The organism is Achromobacter sp. 2789STDY5608615, from assembly GCF_001298995.1.
Lineage (GTDB): Bacteria > Pseudomonadota > Gammaproteobacteria > Burkholderiales > Burkholderiaceae_B > Achromobacter > Achromobacter insuavis.
The window spans coordinates 167,197-185,156 of record NZ_CYTY01000002.1; the positions used below are offsets into that span (position 1 = coordinate 167,197).

At 71.2% G+C, this 17,960-nt stretch carries 18 protein-coding genes; 9 read left to right on the forward strand and 9 right to left on the reverse strand.

The genetic code is table 11. From position 1 onward, the window contains the following. Positions 1 to 1,692, forward strand: a complete 1,692-nt coding sequence (locus tag AOZ49_RS02365; RefSeq protein ID WP_054474208.1) for an AMP-binding protein — start codon at positions 1 to 3, stop codon at positions 1,690 to 1,692. Between the two features lie 54 nt (positions 1,693 to 1,746). Here AOZ49_RS02365 and AOZ49_RS02370 read toward each other — a convergent pair whose 3' ends face one another. Together AOZ49_RS02370 and AOZ49_RS02375 are read right to left on the reverse strand one after the other, a co-directional pair. Beyond that, positions 1,747 to 3,315 (reverse strand): sulfatase-like hydrolase/transferase, encoded by a 1,569-nt coding sequence (locus AOZ49_RS02370; protein WP_054474209.1) that lies wholly within the window; start codon positions 3,313 to 3,315, stop codon positions 1,747 to 1,749. 11 nt (positions 3,316 to 3,326) lie between these two features. Then, complete coding sequence (locus tag AOZ49_RS02375; RefSeq protein ID WP_369815767.1) at positions 3,327 to 4,289, reverse strand: Bug family tripartite tricarboxylate transporter substrate binding protein; 963 nt, start codon at positions 4,287 to 4,289, stop codon at positions 3,327 to 3,329. Between the two features lie 139 nt (positions 4,290 to 4,428). Between AOZ49_RS02375 and AOZ49_RS02380 the strand changes: the two genes are divergently transcribed. The 6 genes from AOZ49_RS02380 (at position 4,429) to AOZ49_RS02405 (ending at position 11,245) form a co-directional block, all read left to right on the forward strand. Beyond that, positions 4,429 to 4,944, forward strand: a complete 516-nt coding sequence (locus AOZ49_RS02380) for a MarR family winged helix-turn-helix transcriptional regulator (RefSeq protein WP_054431477.1) — start codon at positions 4,429 to 4,431, stop codon at positions 4,942 to 4,944. 71 nt (positions 4,945 to 5,015) lie between these two features. Continuing rightward, positions 5,016 to 6,881 carry an ABC transporter ATP-binding protein gene (locus tag AOZ49_RS02385; protein WP_054474210.1) on the forward strand — a complete coding sequence of 622 codons (1,866 nt, stop codon included), beginning with the start codon at positions 5,016 to 5,018 and terminating at the stop codon, positions 6,879 to 6,881. A 150-nt stretch (positions 6,882 to 7,031) separates the two neighbouring features. Further along, positions 7,032 to 8,060 carry a 2-keto-3-deoxygluconate permease gene (locus AOZ49_RS02390; protein ID WP_082380280.1) on the forward strand — a complete coding sequence of 343 codons (1,029 nt, stop codon included), beginning with the start codon at positions 7,032 to 7,034 and terminating at the stop codon, positions 8,058 to 8,060. Beyond that, positions 8,057 to 9,280 carry a D-threonate kinase gene (gene dtnK / locus AOZ49_RS02395; protein WP_054474211.1) on the forward strand — a complete coding sequence of 408 codons (1,224 nt, stop codon included), beginning with the start codon at positions 8,057 to 8,059 and terminating at the stop codon, positions 9,278 to 9,280. Before AOZ49_RS02390 ends, dtnK begins: the two co-directional genes overlap by 4 nt. Beyond that, positions 9,277 to 10,329, forward strand: coding sequence for a 4-hydroxythreonine-4-phosphate dehydrogenase PdxA (gene pdxA / locus AOZ49_RS02400; RefSeq protein WP_054474212.1), 1,053 nt, complete (start codon positions 9,277 to 9,279; stop codon positions 10,327 to 10,329). The genes dtnK and pdxA overlap by 4 nt, the downstream gene beginning before the upstream one ends. Before the next feature lie 4 nt (positions 10,330 to 10,333). After that, entirely contained in the window at positions 10,334 to 11,245 is a 912-nt protein-coding gene (locus AOZ49_RS02405; RefSeq protein WP_054474213.1) for a GntR family transcriptional regulator, read from the forward strand. A 12-nt stretch (positions 11,246 to 11,257) separates the two neighbouring features. On the opposite strand, the gene AOZ49_RS02410 is transcribed toward AOZ49_RS02405, so the two are convergent. The 6 genes from AOZ49_RS02410 to AOZ49_RS02435 form a co-directional block, all read right to left on the reverse strand. Beyond that, positions 11,258 to 11,992, reverse strand: coding sequence for a CoA-transferase subunit beta (locus AOZ49_RS02410; protein ID WP_054431481.1), 735 nt, complete (start codon positions 11,990 to 11,992; stop codon positions 11,258 to 11,260). After that, the gene (locus tag AOZ49_RS02415) at positions 11,985 to 12,821 is read right to left on the reverse strand and encodes a CoA transferase subunit A (protein ID WP_054474214.1); all 837 of its coding nucleotides are present in this window, start codon (positions 12,819 to 12,821) and stop codon (positions 11,985 to 11,987) included. The genes AOZ49_RS02410 and AOZ49_RS02415 overlap by 8 nt, the downstream gene beginning before the upstream one ends. 47 nt (positions 12,822 to 12,868) lie before the next feature. Further along, positions 12,869 to 13,591, reverse strand: coding sequence for an enoyl-CoA hydratase/isomerase family protein (locus AOZ49_RS02420; RefSeq protein WP_054431483.1), 723 nt, complete (start codon positions 13,589 to 13,591; stop codon positions 12,869 to 12,871). Continuing rightward, positions 13,588 to 14,751, reverse strand: coding sequence for a CaiB/BaiF CoA transferase family protein (locus AOZ49_RS02425; RefSeq protein WP_054474215.1), 1,164 nt, complete (start codon positions 14,749 to 14,751; stop codon positions 13,588 to 13,590). The genes AOZ49_RS02420 and AOZ49_RS02425 overlap by 4 nt, the downstream gene beginning before the upstream one ends. Positions 14,752 to 14,983: 232 nt before the next feature. Further along, positions 14,984 to 15,748, reverse strand: a complete 765-nt coding sequence (locus tag AOZ49_RS02430) for an IclR family transcriptional regulator (RefSeq protein WP_054431485.1) — start codon at positions 15,746 to 15,748, stop codon at positions 14,984 to 14,986. 63 nt (positions 15,749 to 15,811) lie between these two features. Next, positions 15,812 to 16,438 carry a cysteine dioxygenase family protein gene (locus tag AOZ49_RS02435; RefSeq protein WP_054474216.1) on the reverse strand — a complete coding sequence of 209 codons (627 nt, stop codon included), beginning with the start codon at positions 16,436 to 16,438 and terminating at the stop codon, positions 15,812 to 15,814. A 183-nt stretch (positions 16,439 to 16,621) separates the two neighbouring features. Here AOZ49_RS02435 and AOZ49_RS02440 point away from each other — a divergent pair, with 183 nt between their 5' ends. Next, positions 16,622 to 17,407 (forward strand): SIR2 family NAD-dependent protein deacylase, encoded by a 786-nt coding sequence (locus tag AOZ49_RS02440; protein WP_054474217.1) that lies wholly within the window; start codon positions 16,622 to 16,624, stop codon positions 17,405 to 17,407. Positions 17,408 to 17,442: 35 nt separating this feature from the next. On the opposite strand, the gene AOZ49_RS02445 is transcribed toward AOZ49_RS02440, so the two are convergent. Next, entirely contained in the window at positions 17,443 to 17,766 is a 324-nt protein-coding gene (locus tag AOZ49_RS02445) for a hypothetical protein (RefSeq protein ID WP_054474218.1), read from the reverse strand. Here AOZ49_RS02445 and AOZ49_RS02450 point away from each other — a divergent pair. Then, a complete protein-coding gene (locus AOZ49_RS02450) occupies positions 17,765 to 17,956 on the forward strand; it encodes a hypothetical protein (protein WP_054474219.1) in 192 nt (63 codons plus the stop codon). The genes AOZ49_RS02445 and AOZ49_RS02450 overlap by 2 nt on opposite strands. Positions 17,957 to 17,960 lie beyond the last annotated feature (4 nt).

Consider the following 17,960-nt stretch of genomic DNA (forward strand, 5'->3'; position numbering starts at 1 on the left):
ATGGAACGAATCTGGCAAAAGAGCTACCCCCCGGGCGTGCCCGCGGAGATCGAGCTGGACGACGCCACCACGCTGGTCTCGATCGCGCGCGACAGCTGCCGGCGTTTCGCGGACAAGACCGCGTACATCAGCATGGGCAAGTCCCTGAGCTACGGCGAACTCGACGCCCTGACGCGCGACTTCGCCGCCTGGCTGCGCGCCAACGGCCTGCGCAAGGGCGACCGCGTGGCGCTGATGATGCCCAATCTGCTGCAGTATCCGGTGTGCCTGTTCGGCGCGCTGCGCGCCGGCTGCGTCGTGGTCAACTGCAACCCGCTCTACACCGCCCACGAACTCGAGCACCAGTTGGCCGACTCGGGCGCGCGCGCCATCGTGGTGGCCGACAACTTCGCCGCCACCGTGCAGAAGGCCCTGCCGGCCACCGCCATCGAGAAGGTGCTGGTGACCTCCATCGGCGAACTGCTCAGTCCGCTTAAGGGCCGGCTGGTCGATTTCGTGGTCAAGCGCGTCAAGCGCATGGTGCCGGCCTGGTCCATCCCCGGCGCGATACGGCTGCGCGACGCCCTGCGCGCCGGGCGCGACGCGCCATTCGACGAAGTTGCGCTGACCCAGGACGACCTGGCCTGCCTGCAATACACCGGTGGCACCACCGGCGTGGCCAAGGGCGCCATGCTGACGCACGGCAACTTGGCCGCCAACGTGACCCAGGCCCATGCCTGGATCAAGCCGCTGGTCAAGGACGGCGAGGAGTGCATCGTCACCGCGCTGCCGCTCTACCATATCTTCGCGCTCACGGCGAACTGCCTGGCCTTCATGAAGATCGGCGCCAGCAACCTGCTCATCATCAACCCGCGCGACATCCCCGGGCTGATCAAGGAGATGGGCAAGGTACCGTTCAGCGCCTTCACCGGCGTCAACACGCTGTTCAACGCCCTGCTCAACCACCCCGACTTCGCCAAGCTGGATTTCTCGCGCCTGCGCCTGACGATGGGCGGCGGCATGGCGGTGCAGCGCGCCGTGGCCGAGCGCTGGCTGGCCGTCACCGGCCGGGCGCTGGCGCAGGCCTACGGCCTGACGGAGACCTCGCCGGCCGTGACCATCAATCCGCTCGACGTGAAGGCCTTCACCGGCTCGATCGGCCTGCCGGTGCCCTCCACCGACCTGTCGATCCGCGATGACGACGGACGCGAGGTGGCCCTGGGCGAGCGCGGCGAGATCTGCGTGCGCGGCCCGCAGGTGACGCGCGGCTACTGGAACCGGCCCGACGAGACCGCGCTGGTCATGACGTCCGACGGCTTCCTGCGCACCGGCGACATCGGCTACGTCGACGAGACCGGCTACGTCTTCCTGGTCGACCGCAAGAAGGACATGATCCTGGTGTCGGGCTTCAACGTCTATCCGAACGAGGTCGAGGACGCCGCCGCGCTGCATCCGGGCGTGCGCGAAGTGGCCGCCATCGGCGTGCCCGACGAACGCTCGGGCGAGGCGGTCAAGCTGTACGTGATCCGCAAGGATCCCAACCTGGACGCCGAGACGCTGATCGCGCACTGCCGCACCCAGCTGACCGGCTACAAGGTGCCGCGCTACATCGAGTTCCGCGACGAGCTGCCGCGCACCAACGTCGGCAAGATCCTGCGGCGCGAGCTCAAGCCGGCCGCCGCGGCGCCGCAGAAGGACACGGCCGGCGCCTGATGCCGACGCGGGCGCGGCGCCGGGCGATCCGCCCGCGCCGCCGCCCAGGGTCTTTCACCACTGGCCGAAGAACACCCCGGCGCGCTTGTGCGCGTTGGTGCCCTGCTCCACCGCCGCGTCGCTCATGGTGGTGCGGCGCTTGCCGCGCAGCATCCAGTCGAACAACCGCTCGCGCAGCTGGGCGCGCACCGGCGCATGGCCGGCGCTGGCGCCCAGGTCCTGGAACTCGTCGGGGTCGGCCTGCAGATCGAACAGCTGCTCGGGTTCGTCCAGCCAGTACACGTAGCGCCAGCGGTCGGTGCGCACCGACCAGGCGCGCGCGTTCTGCGGCGTCTTGCCGCGCAGGATGCGCGCCTGGCGGAAGCTGTAGTCCAGCTCCGAGAACACGCAGTCGCGCCAGGGCTCGTCCGCCCCGCGGCCATGCAGCACGGTCTGCAGCTCGCGCCCCTCCAGCCGGTGCCAGGGCCGCGGCGCGTCCAGCGCGCGCAGCACCGTCGGCACCAGGTCCACGCTTTCCACCATGTCCGCCAGCGCCTGGCCCCGGGTGGCGTCGGCCGCCGCCGACGGGTCCATGACGATGAACGGCACGCGCTGCACGGTGTCGTAGAACAGTTCCTTCTCGCCCAGCCAGTGGTCGCCCAGGAAGTCACCATGGTCCGCCGTGAACACGATCAGCGTGTTGCGCATCAGGCCCGCGCCTTCCATGTAGTCGAACAGCCGCCCCAGATGGTCATCGAGCTGGCGGATCAACCCCTGGTAGGCCGGCCGCACCACCCGCACGCACTCGTCGGTCGAGAAGCTGACGCTTTCCTCGTGCTGGCGGTAGGCCGCCACCACCGGATGCGCGCCGGCCAGCTCCTCGCGGTTGCGGCGCACCGGCAGGCACTGGTCGGCCGTGTAGCGCTGGTGATAGGGCGCCGGCGCCATGTAGGGCCAGTGCGGCTTGACGTAGCTCAGGTGCAGCACCCAGGGCTGGCTGCCGCGCTGTTGCATGAAGCGCAGCGCCTGGTCGGTCATGTAGGCGGTTTCCGAATGCGGTTCGGCCACGCGCGACGGCAGGCGCACGTTGCGCATGTTCCAGCCGCTGGCCACGCGCCCATGCGCGTCGACGCCGGCGATGACGTAATCGGTCCACGGGTCGGCGCTGTCGTAGCCCTGGCTGCGCAGGAAGGCGGGATAGCCGCTCTCCTTGCCCGGCTCGTGGTGGCCGTCGTAGCGGTCGACCTCGATGAAGCCGCCGCGCGACAGCAGCGCGCCCAGCTCGGAGCCGCCGTCGATCGACAGGCGCTCCATGCCGGCGCGGTCGGGAATGACGTGGGTCTTGCCCGCCAGCGCCAGGTCGCGCCCCTGCCCCGCCAGGTACTCGCCCAGCGTGATCTCGTTGACCGACAGCGGCACCCGGTTCCAGGTGGCGCCGTGGCGCGAGGGATAGCGCCCCGTGTAATAGCTCATGCGCGACGGGCCGCACACGCCGGAATTGACGAAGGCGCGGTCGAAGCGCGCGCCGCGCGCCGCCAGCGCGTCCAGGCTGGGCGTCTGCAAATAGGGATGGCCATAGCAGCTCAGGTGATCCGCCCGCAGCTGGTCGGCCATGATGAACAACACATTCTGCACCGTGCTCATCGTTGCCCGCCTTATTGCGTGGCCGTGAAGCCGGAAGCCTTCACCGCCGGTTCCCATTGGGCCCGGTAGGCGTCCAGCTCGCGCCCGGTGGCGGCGGCATCCGCCGTCACCGGCTCCAGATACGACTCGCGCACCGCCTGCTGCATGGCCGGATCGCGCATCACCGCGGCGATGTCCTCGCCCAGCCGGGCGGCCTTGGCCGGCGCCATCGCCGACGAGGCGAAGAACGCGTTCCAGCCGTCGGCCGCCAGGTCCACGCCGGCCTCGCGGAAGGTCGGCACGTCCGCCAGCAGCGGATCGCGGCTCTCGCCCGACGTCGCCAGGATGCGGATCTTGCCGGCGCGGTGCTGCGGCAGCAGCGTGTCGAGCGTGTCGACCGCCTGCGGCAGCACGCCGCCGATCAGTTCGGAGATCAGCGGCGCCGAGCCCCGGTAGCCCACCACCTCGGGCTCCTGGCCGATCTGGCGGCCCAGCATCAGCGCGAAGAAGTGCGGCAGGCTGCCGGTGGCCGGCACGCCCACGGAGAACTGGCGCGGGTTGTCGCGCAGCCACTGGCGCAACCCCGCCACGTCGCGGATGGGCGAATTGGCCGCCACCGCCAGCGCGAACTTGTAGCGGCTGACCAGCGACACCGGCTGGAAGTCGCGGCGGGCGTCGTAGCCGGGTTCGGCGTAGACCAGCGGCGCCACCACCATCACCGCCGGATTGGCCAGCATCAGCACGTTCTGCCGCGTCGCCAGCGCATGCAGGCCCTGGGCCGCGATGCGGCCGCCGGCCCCTGTCTTGTTTTCGACCACCACGGTCACGCCCAGCCGGTCCTTCAGGCGGTCGGCCACCAACCGCGCGATGCGGTCGGAACTGCCGCCCGGCGGGTAGCCCACCACGATGGTCAGGGCGCCGTCCAGCGGCGCCTGCTGGGCACAGGCCGGCGCGGCCGAAGCCGCCGCGAACGCCGCGAACGCGACGCAGGAAATCCAATTACGCACGCTAGTCTCCTGGTGACAATGGCCCGCTGTCGGTTATGTTTATGCATGCCGGGCCTGGCCTGGATAGGCGAGACGACTGTAGCGCCGCGACGATTGCTTGATCTAATCCAGTACTTGCCATAACGATATGGACCACCCCGTCGAACATCCCCTGGCCGGAATGCTGATGTACCAGCTGTACCAGGCCTGGGCGCAGTCCAACCCCGTCTTCGTGCGCCTGTGCGAAGGCCGCTTCGGCATCACCCGGCGCGAATGGCGCCTGCTGGCCTGTGCGGTCGAGGGCGGCATCATGACCTCAGCCGAACTGGCCGCCGCCGCCAAGCTCGACCTGGCGCGCACCTCCCGCACCCTGGGCGCGCTGTGCGAAAAGGGCTGGCTGCGGCGCCTGCCCGACAGCGCCGACCGGCGCGTGGTGCGCATCGAGGCCACCGCCGACGGCCTGGACCGCTACCGCGCCCTGCTGCCGGAGGTGATGCGGCTGAACGACCTGCTGGTGCAGGACCTGGACGCCGCCGAGGTCGCCCTGCTGCGCGACCTGCTGACCCGCATCGAGCAGCGCGGCCGGCGCATGGCGCAGGACAACATCGTGGCGGAAAAGGCCAGCCGCCGCGAAGGCGGAACGCGGCGCGCGCAATACGGTTGACGGCGCGCGACCCCTTTATTTTTAAGGGGTTACCCTGATACGCTTGGGCGGCCTCCTCCTATGGACCTCCCATGCCCGGCGCCAAACCGAACCCCGCCTCGAATCCCGTCTTTCGTTACTTCGAAAACCTGATCGACCCGTTCCGGGACGCCCCCGACATCACCCCGCCAGGGCGCGTGCTGCGCTTCTACGCCTATTACCTGCGGCAGGTCTGGCCGATCTTCGCCATCCTGCTGCTGGTGGGCCTGGGCGGCGCATTGGTGGAAGTGGCGCTGTTCAGCTTCCTGGCCGACCTGGTCGACATGGCGCAACACACGCCGCCGGCGGACTTCTTCCGCGAGCACGCCTACACACTGGCGTGGATGGCGTTCGTGGTGATGGTGCTGCGGCCGCTGTCGATCGCGGCGCACGACCTGCTGTCGCACCAGACCATCTCGCCCAGCCTGACCACGCTGGTGCGCTGGCAGAACCACCGCTACGTGCTGAACCAGGGCCTGGCGTTCTTCCACAACGACTTCGCCGGCCGCGTCGCCAACCGCGTGCTGCAGACCGGCTATTCGCTGCGCGATTCCGCGGTGCAATCGGTGGACGCGCTGTGGCACGTGATCCTGTACGCCGCCAGCGCGCTCTATCTGTTCGCCGAGGCCGACTGGCGCCTGGTGATCCCGCTGGTGCTGTGGATCGCCATCTACTGCTGCATGCTGGCGTACTTCGTGCCGCGCATGCAGGCGCGCGCCGTCATCGCCTCGGAAGCGCGCTCCAAGCTGATGGGCCGCATCGTCGACGGCTACACCAACATCTCCACGCTCAAGCTGTTCGCCCACGCCCGCCGCGAGGAGGACTACGCGCGCCAGGCCATGACCGAGCAGACCGAAAAACAGCGCCTGTCGACCCGCGTCATCACCGCCATGGACGTGTCCATCAACACGCTCAACGGCGTGCTGATCACCAGCACCGCCGGCCTGGCGCTGTGGCTGTGGAGCATCGGCGGCATCAGCCTGGGCGCCATCACGCTGGCCCTGGGCCTGGTGATCCGCATCAACAACATGTCCGCCTGGATCATGTGGGAAGTCAACGGCATATCCGAAAACGTCGGCATGGTGCAGGACGGCCTGGCCACCATCGCGCAGCCGCGCCAGGTGCTGGACCGCCCCGACGCCGTGCCCCTGCGCATCACGCAAGGCGAGGTGCGCTTCGAGGACATGTCGTTCCACTACGGCAGCGGCCGCCAGATCATCCCGCACCTGGACCTGACGGTGCATGCGGGCGAGAAGATCGGCCTGATCGGCCCGTCCGGCGCCGGCAAGTCGACCCTGGTCAACGTGCTGCTGCGCCTGTATGACGTGGAAGGCGGCCGCATCCTGATCGACGGCCAGGATATCGCCGGGGTCACCCAGGAAAGCCTGCGCTCGCAGATCGGCGTGGTCACCCAGGACACCTCGCTGCTGCACCGCTCGATCCGCGACAACCTGCTGTACGGCCGGCCCGACGCCACCGAGGCGCAGGTGCGCGACGCCATCGAGCGCGCCCGCGCCGCCGAATTCATCGACGCCCTGGTCGACGGCGACGGCCGCCGCGGCCTGGACGCCCACGTCGGCGAGCGCGGCGTCAAGCTGTCGGGCGGCCAGCGCCAGCGCATCGCCATCGCCCGCGTGCTGCTCAAGGACGCGCCCATCCTGATCCTGGACGAGGCCACGTCGGCGCTCGACTCCGAGGTCGAGGCCGCGATCCAGGAGAGCCTGGAGGCGCTGATGCAGGGCAAGACCGTCATCGCCATCGCGCACCGCCTGTCCACCATCGCCCGCATGGACCGGCTGGTGGTGCTGGACGGCGGCCGCATCGTCGAATCCGGCAGCCACGCCAGCCTGATCGCCCAGGGCGGGCTGTACGCGCGGTTGTGGAGCCACCAGACCGGCGGTTTCGTCGGGCTGGATTGAGCGGGCCGGCAGGCGTCGCGCTCGCGCCACACGGGAAGACCCTGTACGTACATGCTGTACGTACAGGTGTACACTGGCGGCTTTCAACCCCCTGACAGACGCACACATGAACGTCTGCGCCGCGAGAAAATCCCCCTGGAGACTCCGATAGTGACGACCGAAACCACCCGTTCGCCTTTCTTTGGCACGATGCAGAAAATCCCCGGCGGCCTGATGCTGGTACCGCTGATCCTGGGTTCGCTGATCGGCACCTTCGCGCCCGACGCGCTGGCCATCGGCGGCTTCACCACCGCCCTGTTCAAGAACAGCGCCCTGCCGCTGATCGCCCTGCTGATCTTCGCCACCGGCACCCAGGTCAACACCCGCACCGGCGGCCCGATCCTGGCCACCGCCGGCACCATCCTGCTGATGAAGACGCTGGTGCCCGCCACCCTCATCATCATCCTCGGCGCCTATGTCGGCCTGGACGGCGTGCTGGGCATCTCCATCCTGGCGATGCTGGCGGCCTTCGACAACAGCAATGGCGGCCTGTGGCTGGCGTACACCGGCCAGTACGGCGATGCGCGCGACCGCGGCGCCTACGTCGCCAGCGCCATCAACGACGGCCCCTTCTTCAGCCTGCTGTTCCTGGGCGCCTCGGGCCTGGCCGACATTCCCATGATCGCCCTGGTCGCCGCGCTGGTGCCGTTCCTGCTGGGCGTGGTGGTCGGCAACCTCGATCCCAAGTGGCGCGACGTGCTCAAGCCCGTGCCCAACATCGTCATCCCGTTCTTCGCCTTCGCCCTGGGCACCGGCATCAACCTGGGCGCGGTCGTCAGCGGCGGCGTCAGCGGCCTGATCCTGGGCCTGATCATCAGCCCCATCACCGGCGGCCTGGTCTACCTGGGCTATCGCCTGATCCTGCGCCGTGGCGGCAAGAGCGGCCTGGGCTTCGCGGCCGGCACCACCGCCGGCAACGCCATCGCCACGCCCGCCGTGGTCGCGGCCGCCGATCCCAACTTCCAGCAATACGTGGCCACGGCCACCGCGCAAGTGGCCGCATGTGTGCTGATCAGCTCGATCCTGGCGCCGGTGCTGGCCTCGTATTTCCTCAAGCGCGCCGGCGAACTCAAGCCGGTGGACGCCAGCGACGAAACGCCCGCCGGCGGCTATCGCGAGGCCCGCGGGGAGGCCCTGTGACGCCCGCCATCGCCATCGTCGCCGACGACCTGACCGGCTCCGGCGACACCGCCGTGCAGTTCGTGCGGGCCGGCTGGACCACCCGCCTGTCGATCGACGGCGCGCACGAGGCGCTGGCCGCGCCGGCCGCCGACGACGTCGACGTGCTGGCGGTCACCACCCACAGCCGCGCCCTGCCGGCCAGTGAAGCCGGCGCGGTGATCCGGCGCAACGTCCAGCGGCTGCGCGCCGCCGGCGTCGCGCGGCTGTACAAGAAAGTGGACTCGACGCTGCGCGGCGCCTTCAAGGCCGAGATCGACGCGGCGCGCGAGGCCTGGGGCGACGACGCCATCGCGGTGGTGTGCCCGGCCTTTCCCGCCACCGGCCGCACCGTGGAAGACGGCGTGCTGATGGTGAGCGGCCTGCCGGTCACGGCCACCTCGGCCGCCACCGACCCGGTCACGCCCGTGACCGAAAGCCACATCCCGACCCTGCTGGGCTGCGCCCACGTCGCGGCCCTTCCCGGCGAAACGCCCGAGTCGCTGGCCGCGCGCATCGCGCAGGCCGGCGCCACCGTGGTGGTGGACGCCCGCGACGACGCCGACCTGGAACGGCTGGCGCGCGCCATCGGCCTGCTGGGCCGGCGCGCCCTGCCGGTGGGCGCGGGCGGCCTGGCGGTGCCGCTGGCCCGCGTCTGGGCCGGCGCCGAGCAGACCGCTCCCGTGGTCGTGGTCGTGACCTCGCAACACAGCGCCGCGCGCGCGCAGGCCGCCGCGCTGCAGGCCGCCGGCGCCCGCACCTGGGCGCCGGCGCTGACGGACCTGGCCGATGACGCCGCCTGGCGCGCCTGGAGCGAACCGCTGCTGCGGGGCCATGCGCGGGACGGCGCGGCCGATGCCGCCCCCCCCTGTTGCTGCTGGCCCCCCGAAGGCCAGCTCGCGGGACTCGATGCCGACACCGTGGCGCAACGCCTGGGCTCGCTGGCCGCGCAGGCCATCGGCGCCACCCGCGCCGCGGGCGTGGTGGCCACCGGCGGCGACGGCGCCCGCCAGGTGCTGCTGGCGCTGGGCGCCGGCGGCATCGCCCTGGTGGATGAAGTAATGGGCGGCGTGCCCCTGGGCACGCTGACCGGGGGCACGGCCGACGGCCTGCCCGTGGTGACCAAGGCCGGCGGCTTTGGCACCGAAGACGTACTGGTTCGCGCCGTGCGCGCGATCCGCGACAGGAGATTCAAGCGATGACACAAACCCCCGCCCCCAAGCTGCCCCTGCTGGCGGTCACCCTCGGCGACGTGGCCGGCATCGGGCCGGAAATCACGGCCAAGATGCTGATGGGCCATGACGAACTGCGCCAGAAGGCGCGCCTGGTCGTGATCGGCGACGTCGACGTGATGGTCAACGCCGTGCGCGGCCTGGGCGGCGATCCCGCCATCGCGCGCCGCGTCGAGCGCCCCGCCGACGCCACCAACACCCCCGGCACCATCGAGGTGCTGCAGGCCGGCCCGTCGCTGGCCGACGTCAAGCTGGGCGAGATCAGCGCCGCCGCCGGGGACGGCTCGGTGCGCTTCGTCACCACCGCCTGCGCCCTGGCGCGCGCCGGCGAGGTCGACGGCATCGTCACCGCCCCGCTGAACAAGGCCGCCATGCACGCCGCCGGCCACAAGTGGCCCGGCCACACCGAACTGCTGGCGCATGAATTCGGCGTCAAGACCTTCTCGCTGGTGCTGTCCGCCGGCGATCTCTACATCTTCCACGCCACCACCCACGTGTCGCTGCGCCAGGCCATCGAAGACCTGACGCCGGCGCGCATGCGAGCGGTGCTGCGCCTGGCCGGCTCGTTCGCCAAGGCCCTGGGCCGCGGCGACCGTCCGGTGGCGGTGTCGGGCCTGAACCCGCACGCCGGCGAGAACGGCATCTTCGGCACCGAAGACGCCGACATCCTGGCGCCCGCCGTGGCCGAGGCCAACGCCGCCGGCATCCTGGCCGCCGGCCCGATCCCGGCCGACGCGCTGTTCCCGCAGGCCGTGCGCGGCAAGTGGCAGTTCGTGATCGCCTGTTACCACGACCAGGGCCACGCGCCCTTCAAGGCCGTCTATGGCGATGACGGCGTTAACATCACCGTCGGCCTGCCGGTGGTGCGCGTGTCCGTCGATCACGGCACCGCGTTCGACATCGCGGGCCAGGGCATCGCCCGCGAAGACAGTCTGATCCTGGCCGCCGAGCGCGCCGCGCATCTGGCCCCGGGCTGGACGCATGTATGGGAAACTGCGCGGGCCCAAACAGGAGGTTGATTGCATGGCGCCCGCCAACGCTGAAGATTTGCCCGCGCTGGATCGTTCCGGCGACGTGCCGCTGCACGCCCAGGTGGCGGCGCTGCTGCGCGGTTATATCCGGACCCGCAAACTCGGCGCCGGCGCGCTGCTGCCCAGCGAGGCCGCCCTGTGCGAACGCTTCGGCGTGGCGCGCAGCGTGGTGCGGCAGGCGCTGTCGGCGCTGGCGACGGAAGGGCTGATCCAGCGCGAGGCCGGCCGTCCGGCGGTGGTCGCCGCGCCGCGCGAGCATCGCCGGCTGGTGCAGCGCTCCACCGGGCTGTACGAACAATTCGCCCAATCCGGCGTGGCGCTCAAGACCCGCGTGCTGGGCCTGGCGCCGGCCGAACCGCCCGCCGCGGTCGCCGAGTTCTTCGGCAGCGCCGACCTGTTGCTGCTGGAACGGCTGCGCCACGTGGCCGACGCGCCGCTGGCCTATGTGCGCACCTGGCTGCCCGCCGCGGCGGTGCCCGGCCTGCGCGCCGACGACCTGGCCGACGCCTCGCTGCACGGCGTGCTGACCCGGCGCTTCGGCCTGCATCCGGGCGCCGGCCGCAACCAGATCCGCGCGGTCGCCGCCGACGCGGCGCTCGCCGGGCTGCTGCAGACCGCCGCCGGCACGCCCCTGCTGATGCTGGAAGGCCAGGGCATGGACCAGCACGGCCGGCCGCTGGAGTGGTTCAGCACCTGGCACCGCGCCGAACAGCTGGTGTTCGACGTGGACGTCAGCGTCGGCCACGAAAGCGTGCAACCGCGCCTGCGCGAACCCGCGCCGCCCGCGGCCCCGGCGGCGCCGCTCGAATCCGCCGCCGGCCACGATCCCCTGGCGCGCGCCCAGGCGCTGGTCGCCGAACTGTCCGCCGAACTGGAACGCCTGCGTGGCGGCGCCGGCCGCTGACGCGCCCGGGCGCTAGCGCAGCGTCACCGCCGCGTCGCGCTCGAACTGCCCATCTTCATCCAGCGCGCGCAAGGCGCGCCGCTCGGCCTCGGTCGGCCAGGGCGTCGGCCCCGCCCCGTCGGCATCGAAGTCGAACCCGGTGCGCTCGCGCACTTGCGCCAGGCTGGACTCGGGATGCCACGACTGCAACGCCAGGCGGCCATCGCGCTTGATGAACACCGCGATCGGCGTCGCCACCCCCGCGAAGCCGCCGCCAGACGTGACGAAATCCAGCTGCTCGACGAACACGCGGCGCGAATGCTCGGTGCGCCAGGTGCAGCAGCGCCGCGCCGTCGGCGTCATCACCGCCCCGCCGCCGCCGCCCGGCAGCCGCACCTTGGGCGCATGCCAGTCGCCGATGCAGGAGTTGTTGGCGCGGCCCGCGCCGTCGATCTGCGCCGCCCCCAGGAACGCCAGGTCCATGCGGCCGCGCGTGCACAGGTCGTAGAAATCCTCGTTGGCGAAGATCGACGCCGAATGCTCGGCCAGCACCGGATCGGAGCTGGACAGCGGAATGTGCGAGGGCCGCGGATCGACCCCGCCGGCCACGTTGATGTAGACGTAGTCCCAGTCATAGGCGCGCTTGGCCAGCAGGCAGGCCAGCATCGGCAGGGTCGAGTTCACGCCGCTGAAGGTGATCTCGTCGGGCCGGATGAAACGCGCCAGGTTGGTGACGATGTATGAAAACCCCGACCATTGCTCAGCCATGCGCCGCTCCCGCTTTCGCTTCGGGCGCCGCGGCCAGGTGGGCCGCCAGGTCGCCCTGCTTGTCCATGTAGGCCTCCACCGCCGGATAGTCGATGGCGTAGTCCGGCCAGCAGGAGCCGGGCCAGGCCGAGCGCGGCAGCACCGTGAAAGCCTGCACCATGAAGTACGGCACCAGCGTGGCCTCGGGCTGCGCCTCGAACACGGCGCTGTCCACCCGCTTCTCGGCCACCACCAGCACGCTGCCGGCGGCGCGCGACATGATGCGGTCCCAATGCGCCGTGCTATGCACCCGCACATTGCCGCGCGCGTCCACTTCCGAGGCCTGGATCACGGCGAAGTCCGGCCGCACCGCCGGAATCACCCAGGTGCGCTCGCCGCTGCCGTAGGGGTCGTCCAGGCAGTGCCAGCCGTTCAGCACCGGCAGGGCGCTGCCATGCAGCCCGCCGCAAGGCTGGAACGGCACGCCGTAGGCGGCGGCCCGCAACCCCGCCGTCAGGCTGGCGCAGGCATGCTCTTCAAGCTCGACCTCGCCGCGCTCGATGGCCTTGCGATACCACGGCGCCAGGCCGAAATTGCCTTCCATCGCCACGATGCCGGCGCGCACGCGCCGCAGCGCGCCGGCGCGGCACAGGATGTCGACGTCATAGCCGGGCGACTGCTTGACCAGTTCCAGGTCGCGCCGCCCCTGCCGGATCAGTTCGCGCACGAAGGCGAACGGCCCCCGGCGCAGGAAACTGCCGCCCAGGGCGATCGACGCGCCGTCCGGCACCAGCGCCGCCAGCTCGGCCAGCGAGCGCTGCTTGTCTGTCTGATTGAATCCCGAACCCATGCTGCCTCCTCGATGTGCTTATCGTCGCGCCGGCCGGGCCGGCGGCGTCAGCGCGCCTGCAGGTAGGCCGCCACCCGCGCCCTCAGGCCGGGCTCGGCGGCCGAGCGCACCAGCCGCGCCAGGTCGGTGTCGGGCTGCTCGGCCGACAGGGCCGCATACAGCTGCGCGCGGGCCGCGCCGGTCAACGCGGCGGCGGCCTCCACGGCCTGCCGTTCGATCTCGGGCCAGGCTTCCGGCGCCGTCACGTGGCTGACGAAGCCGTCGCGATAGGCCTCGGCCGCGCCGAACGTGCTGGCCTGTTCCAGGATGGCGCGGGCGCGCTCGGCGCCGACCAGCGCGGCGAAGCGGCGCGTGCCCAGCACCAGCCCGAACTTCAGGCCCGGCATGCGAAAGCTCGCGTCCGGCGCGCTGACGCGCCACTTGCAGGCGCCGAACAGATCGACACCAGCGCCGAAATTGCGGCCATGCGCCAGCCCCACCGTCAGGCAGGGCGAGGCCGCCACGCGTTGCAGCAGGGTCTCGATGCGCACGAAGCGCAGCAGCAGGTCGCCCTCGCTCTGCGCGTCCAGCTCGCCGAAATCGAAGCCGGCGCTGAAGTTGCGGCCCGCGCCGCGCAGCACGATGACCTCGGCGCCCTGGGCCGGCGCCGCGTCCACCGCCGCGATCAGCGCCTCGACCAGCTCGGCCGACAGCGCGTTCATCTTGTCCGGACGCGCCAGCGTCAGCACCTGCGCGGCGCCGCGCCGCTCGATCTGCAGCGTCGCGCTCATGCGCGCCGCCCCTTGTCGCGCAGCGGTCCCAGCACCTCGTCGTTGTGCTGGCCCAGCGCGGGCGGCGGACGCCGCAGCGCGGTGGTCTGGCCGTCGAAGCGCACCGGCAGGCCGAAGGTGCGCGTGGCCACGCCGTTGGGCAGCTCCAGCGGCTGCACCCAGCCCATGTGCTCGACCTGCGGGTCCGCCAGCACTTCGGAATAGGTGTTGATGGGCGCGCACGGCACGCCGGCCGCGCGGAACCGCGCCAGCCAGGCGGGCGCGTCGTCGGCCGCGAAGATCGCTTCCAGGATCTCGCGCAGCGCGTCCTGGTTGCGGGCGCGCGCGCTAGTGTCGGTAAAGCGCGGGTCCGCCAGCAGGTCCTCGCGGCCCACTGTCACGCACACGCCCTTCCACAACGCGTTGTTGCCGGCCGCCATGCCGAAATAGCCGTCCTTGCAGCGGAACGCCTGGTACGGCGCGTTGCGCGGGTGGGCCGAACCCAGCTTGACCGGATCGCGCCCGCTGCCGAAGAACTCCGAGGTCTGCAGCGCCGCGATGCCGAGCGTGGCGCCCAGCATCGGCACGTCGATGTGCGTGCCCTGGCCGCTGGCCTGCGCGGCGCGCAGCGCCGAGGCGATGGCGAAGGCGCCATACAGCCCGGCCGAGAAGTCCGCCACCGGCACGCCGCACTTGACCGGCTCGCCGCCGGCCTCGCCGGTGACGCTCATCAGGCCGCTCATGGCCTGGATGGTCAGATCGAAGCCGCCTTCCTGGGCGCGCGGGCCGGATTGGCCATAGGCCGAGATCGAGCAGTACACCAGGCGCGGATTGACCTCGCGCAGGGCCGCGTAACCCAGCCCCAGGCGGTCCATCACCCCGGGCCGGTTGTTCTCGATCAGCACATCGACGCTGGCGGCCAGTTCGCGCGCCAGCGCCAGGTCGGCCGGATCCTTCAGGTTCAGCGTGACCGAGCGCTTGTTGCGGTTGAGCGAGGCGAAGTTCTCGCTGTAGCCCTGGCTCAGCGGCGGCCAGCTGCGCAGCGTGTCGCCGCCCTCCGGGTTCTCCAGCTTGATCACGTCCGCGCCCATGTCGGCCAGCAGCATGCTGCAGAACGGCCCCGCGGCGACGTTGCAGATCTCGAGCACGGTGATGCCGGCCAATGCCGAACCAGATGTCATGGTCGACCTCTCGTTATGCCAATTCAGTATTTGGAATGAAGAAAAGAATCCGAGGCCGCGCGCGCTGCCGTGGCATCGTGTCGCCTGCCGCGGTCTTTGCCCGAAGCGAAAACGCGGCGCCAGGCCGCGGGCCAGCATAGCACCGGGCGCAATCCTCGGTAAACCATTAATTGAAACTCGAATCCCATGATTTAGGATTCATGAGAGCACAAGCCCTGCTCGGCCGGCCCCGTTATTGGCCGAGAAACCCGCGGCGGTAACCCATGCCCTGCGACAAGGTCTGGGCACAGGCGGCCACGTCCGGCGCCAGCTGTTTCATGCGGGCCGCGCTCAGGCGATCGAGCGGGCCGGAGATGCCGATGGCCGCCACCGGCTGGTCCAGGCTGTTGAACAGCGCCACCGCCAAACCGCCCACGCCCTCGCGCCATTCGCCGCGATTGACCGCGTAGCCGGTGCGCGCCACCTTGCGCAGTTCTTCCTTGAGCAGCGGCATCGACACCAGCGTGGCCGGCGTATGCCGCGCCAGCCGGTCGGCGTAGCGCTCGACGTAGCCTTCGGCCTGATAGGCCAGCAGCGCCTTGCCGGTGGCCACCGCGTAGGCCGGCGCGCGGCCGCCCACCATCGAATAGGCGCGGATCGGTTGCGGGCTGTCGATCTTGTCGACGTAGACCACGTCAAAGCCGTCCAGCACCGACAGGTGCACGGTCTCGCCGGTCTGGTCGGCCAGCGTGCGCATGAACGGCGCGGCCAGCCTGCGCAGGTCGAGCTGCCCGAGCTGGCGCGCGGCCAGCTCGAACAGGCGCACCGCGCCGCGATAGCCGCCGCCGTCCTCGTCGCGCACAACGTAGCCGGCGTGGATCAGCGTTTGCAGGGTGCGATGGGTATTGCTGCGCGTCAGCCCGACGCGGGCGGCCAGCGCATCGATGGTGCGGGGCGGATTGTCCACGTCCGTGACCGCCTCCAACACCATCAACCCCTTGAGCAGTGTCTTGTCCATTTTTTTGGTTTTCCCAATATTTAGGACGCGAACATAGCACGGGCCGCACCCGGCGAACAGGCCTCAGTGACCCGGGGCCGGCAAGGCCGCGCGCACCGTCGCCGAACGGTCCCACAGGTTGGGCACGCTGGGCGCCGAATAGCCCGACACGAACGGCTTGGCCTGGCCCGTGGCCGGGTCGTAGACATGGCGCGACACGGCGCCGATGTTGCCGCCGTACATGTGCACGCTGATCGAGACCTTGTCCTCGAAGGCATTCGAGACGCGGTGGATATCGCCTTCCTGCGGCGACAGGCGCTCGACGTCGCCGGGATGCAGGGTCTCCGGCTCGCCCCACGGCGCCAGGCGGCCGTCGGCGCCGCGGGTGTAGCGCTGGTTCACCTCGGCGCCGCGCAGCATGCCGACGTAGCCCCAGACCTCGTGATCGTGCACCGGCGTCTGCTGGCCCGGGCCCCATACGAAGCTGACGATCGAGAAGCGCTCGAGCGGATCGCAATGCAGCAGGTATTGCTGGTAGTACTGGGGATGCGGCGCGGTACAGGCCTCGGGCAGCCAGTCGTCATGCGCGATCAGCGCGGCGAACGCGGCCTGCAGTTCGGGCGACTGCGCCAGCCCGTCGGGCGTGGCCAGGCGGGTCGCGGTGGCAATGAAATGGCGCAGCCGGTCCAGGCCGGCGATGGCTTCGGGCATTGCATTTCTCCGGATTGGGCGCGGCCCGCTCGGGCCATGCCATTGAACATCCCAATTTGACTATCCAGTATCCATCATTTGGGATGCGCGCCGCAATGCCCCGGCCCGCGCGTCGTGCCGCGCTTGACAGTCCCGGGGCCGCGCGTGCAGCGTATCGAACCCGCCCTTCACCGCCTTCCCCGCATGCCCACCGATATTCCCACCATTGCGCCCGCGCTCGCCGACCAGCTGGCGCGCGCCCGGCGCGTGACCGTCTTCACCGGCGCCGGCGTGTCCGCCGAAAGCGGCATCGCCACCTTCCGTGATCCGCTCACCGGATTGTGGGCGCGCTTCGACGCCCGCGCCCTGGCCACGCCAGAGGCCTTCGCGGCCCAGCCGGACCTGGTCTGGGGCTGGTATGAATGGCGCCGCGCGCAGGTCGCGCGCGCCGAGCCGAACGCGGCGCACCGCGCCATCGCGGCGCTGGCGCGGCGCATCCCCGCGCTGACCCTGGTCACCCAGAACGTCGACAACCTGCACGAACGCGCCGGCAGCGACGCCGTGATCCACCTGCATGGCAGCCTGCACGCGCCGCGCTGCAGCGCGTGCGGACACGCCGCCAGCTTCGCGCCGCGCGCCCTGGACAACGGCCGCGACACGCCCGCCGAAGAGTGCGCGATCACGCCACCCGCCTGCGTCGAATGCGGCGCGCCGATACGGCCGGGCGTGGTCTGGTTCGGCGAAAGCCTGCCGTCCGGCGCCTGGCGCGCGGCGCAGCAGGCGTCCGATGATTGCGAGCTGTTCTTCAGCATCGGCACCTCGGCGCTGGTGTATCCGGCGGCCGAGCTGCCGCTGCGCGCCGCGCGGGCCGGCGCGACCGTGGTGCAGGTCAACCCGGCGCCCACGCCGCTCGACGCGCACGCCGACTTCAATCTGCGCGGCGCGGCCGCCGACGTCATGCCGCGATTGCTGGCCGCGGCCGGCTTCTGACCGCGTCGTTCAAGCGCCGGCGCGCGGCACGCCCCTCACCACTTGCAGCCGTCGTCACGCACCGTGTCGGCCAGCAGGAACGGCAGCGCCAGCAGCCCCAGATCGGCATGCGCGTCGCGGCAGCGCGGCCGCGCACTCCGCGCGATGCCCTTGGCCAGCGCCGACGGTTCCGCCGGCGTCCTGGGCGCCAGGTCCACCTTCGCTTCGCCCCGCGCGCGCGGCAGGCCTTGCGCCGCCGCGTCCTCGCCGCGCCAGCGGAAATCACGCGGCGGCGCGGCGCCAGCGGCGGCGGGCGGCGGACGCGATAGCGCCGGCGCCTGGGCCGCTGGCGTCCTGGCTGGCGGCGCCTGTCGCGGCATGGCCGGCTTCGCAGGCTCGGACGCAGGCGCCGTGGACGACTTCGGCAACGCGGGCGAAGACGGCTTGGCGGACTCGGAGGATATCGGCGCAGGCGGCGCGGTCGGCGACGCCACCGCGGACCTGGCCGATGGCGCGGCGGGCTGCGGCGCGGCCTCGGGCGGCAGCAGTTCCACGAAGAAATCGTCCTGATGGA

Excerpts from the sequence above, each read along its gene's own strand:
- AOZ49_RS02370 (WP_054474209.1), bottom strand. The coding sequence starts at position 3,315 with ATGAGCACGGTGCAGAATGTGTTGTTCATCATGGCCGACCAGCTGCGG.
- AOZ49_RS02380 (WP_054431477.1), top strand. The coding sequence starts at position 4,429 with ATGGACCACCCCGTCGAACATCCCCTGGCCGGAATGCTGATGTACCAG.
- AOZ49_RS02450 (WP_054474219.1), top strand. The coding sequence starts at position 17,765 with ATGGCCGGCTTCGCAGGCTCGGACGCAGGCGCCGTGGACGACTTCGGC.
- AOZ49_RS02385 (WP_054474210.1), top strand. The coding sequence starts at position 5,016 with ATGCCCGGCGCCAAACCGAACCCCGCCTCGAATCCCGTCTTTCGTTAC.
- AOZ49_RS02445 (WP_054474218.1), bottom strand. The coding sequence starts at position 17,766 with ATGCCGCGACAGGCGCCGCCAGCCAGGACGCCAGCGGCCCAGGCGCCG.
- AOZ49_RS02430 (WP_054431485.1), bottom strand. The coding sequence starts at position 15,748 with ATGGACAAGACACTGCTCAAGGGGTTGATGGTGTTGGAGGCGGTCACG.
- AOZ49_RS02410 (WP_054431481.1), bottom strand. The coding sequence starts at position 11,992 with ATGGCTGAGCAATGGTCGGGGTTTTCATACATCGTCACCAACCTGGCG.
- AOZ49_RS02425 (WP_054474215.1), bottom strand. The coding sequence starts at position 14,751 with ATGACATCTGGTTCGGCATTGGCCGGCATCACCGTGCTCGAGATCTGC.
- AOZ49_RS02415 (WP_054474214.1), bottom strand. The coding sequence starts at position 12,821 with ATGGGTTCGGGATTCAATCAGACAGACAAGCAGCGCTCGCTGGCCGAG.
- pdxA (WP_054474212.1), top strand. The coding sequence starts at position 9,277 with ATGACACAAACCCCCGCCCCCAAGCTGCCCCTGCTGGCGGTCACCCTC.
- AOZ49_RS02420 (WP_054431483.1), bottom strand. The coding sequence starts at position 13,591 with ATGAGCGCGACGCTGCAGATCGAGCGGCGCGGCGCCGCGCAGGTGCTG.
- AOZ49_RS02435 (WP_054474216.1), bottom strand. The coding sequence starts at position 16,438 with ATGCCCGAAGCCATCGCCGGCCTGGACCGGCTGCGCCATTTCATTGCC.
- AOZ49_RS02365 (WP_054474208.1), top strand. The coding sequence starts at position 1 with ATGGAACGAATCTGGCAAAAGAGCTACCCCCCGGGCGTGCCCGCGGAG.
- AOZ49_RS02440 (WP_054474217.1), top strand. The coding sequence starts at position 16,622 with ATGCCCACCGATATTCCCACCATTGCGCCCGCGCTCGCCGACCAGCTG.
- AOZ49_RS02405 (WP_054474213.1), top strand. The coding sequence starts at position 10,334 with ATGGCGCCCGCCAACGCTGAAGATTTGCCCGCGCTGGATCGTTCCGGC.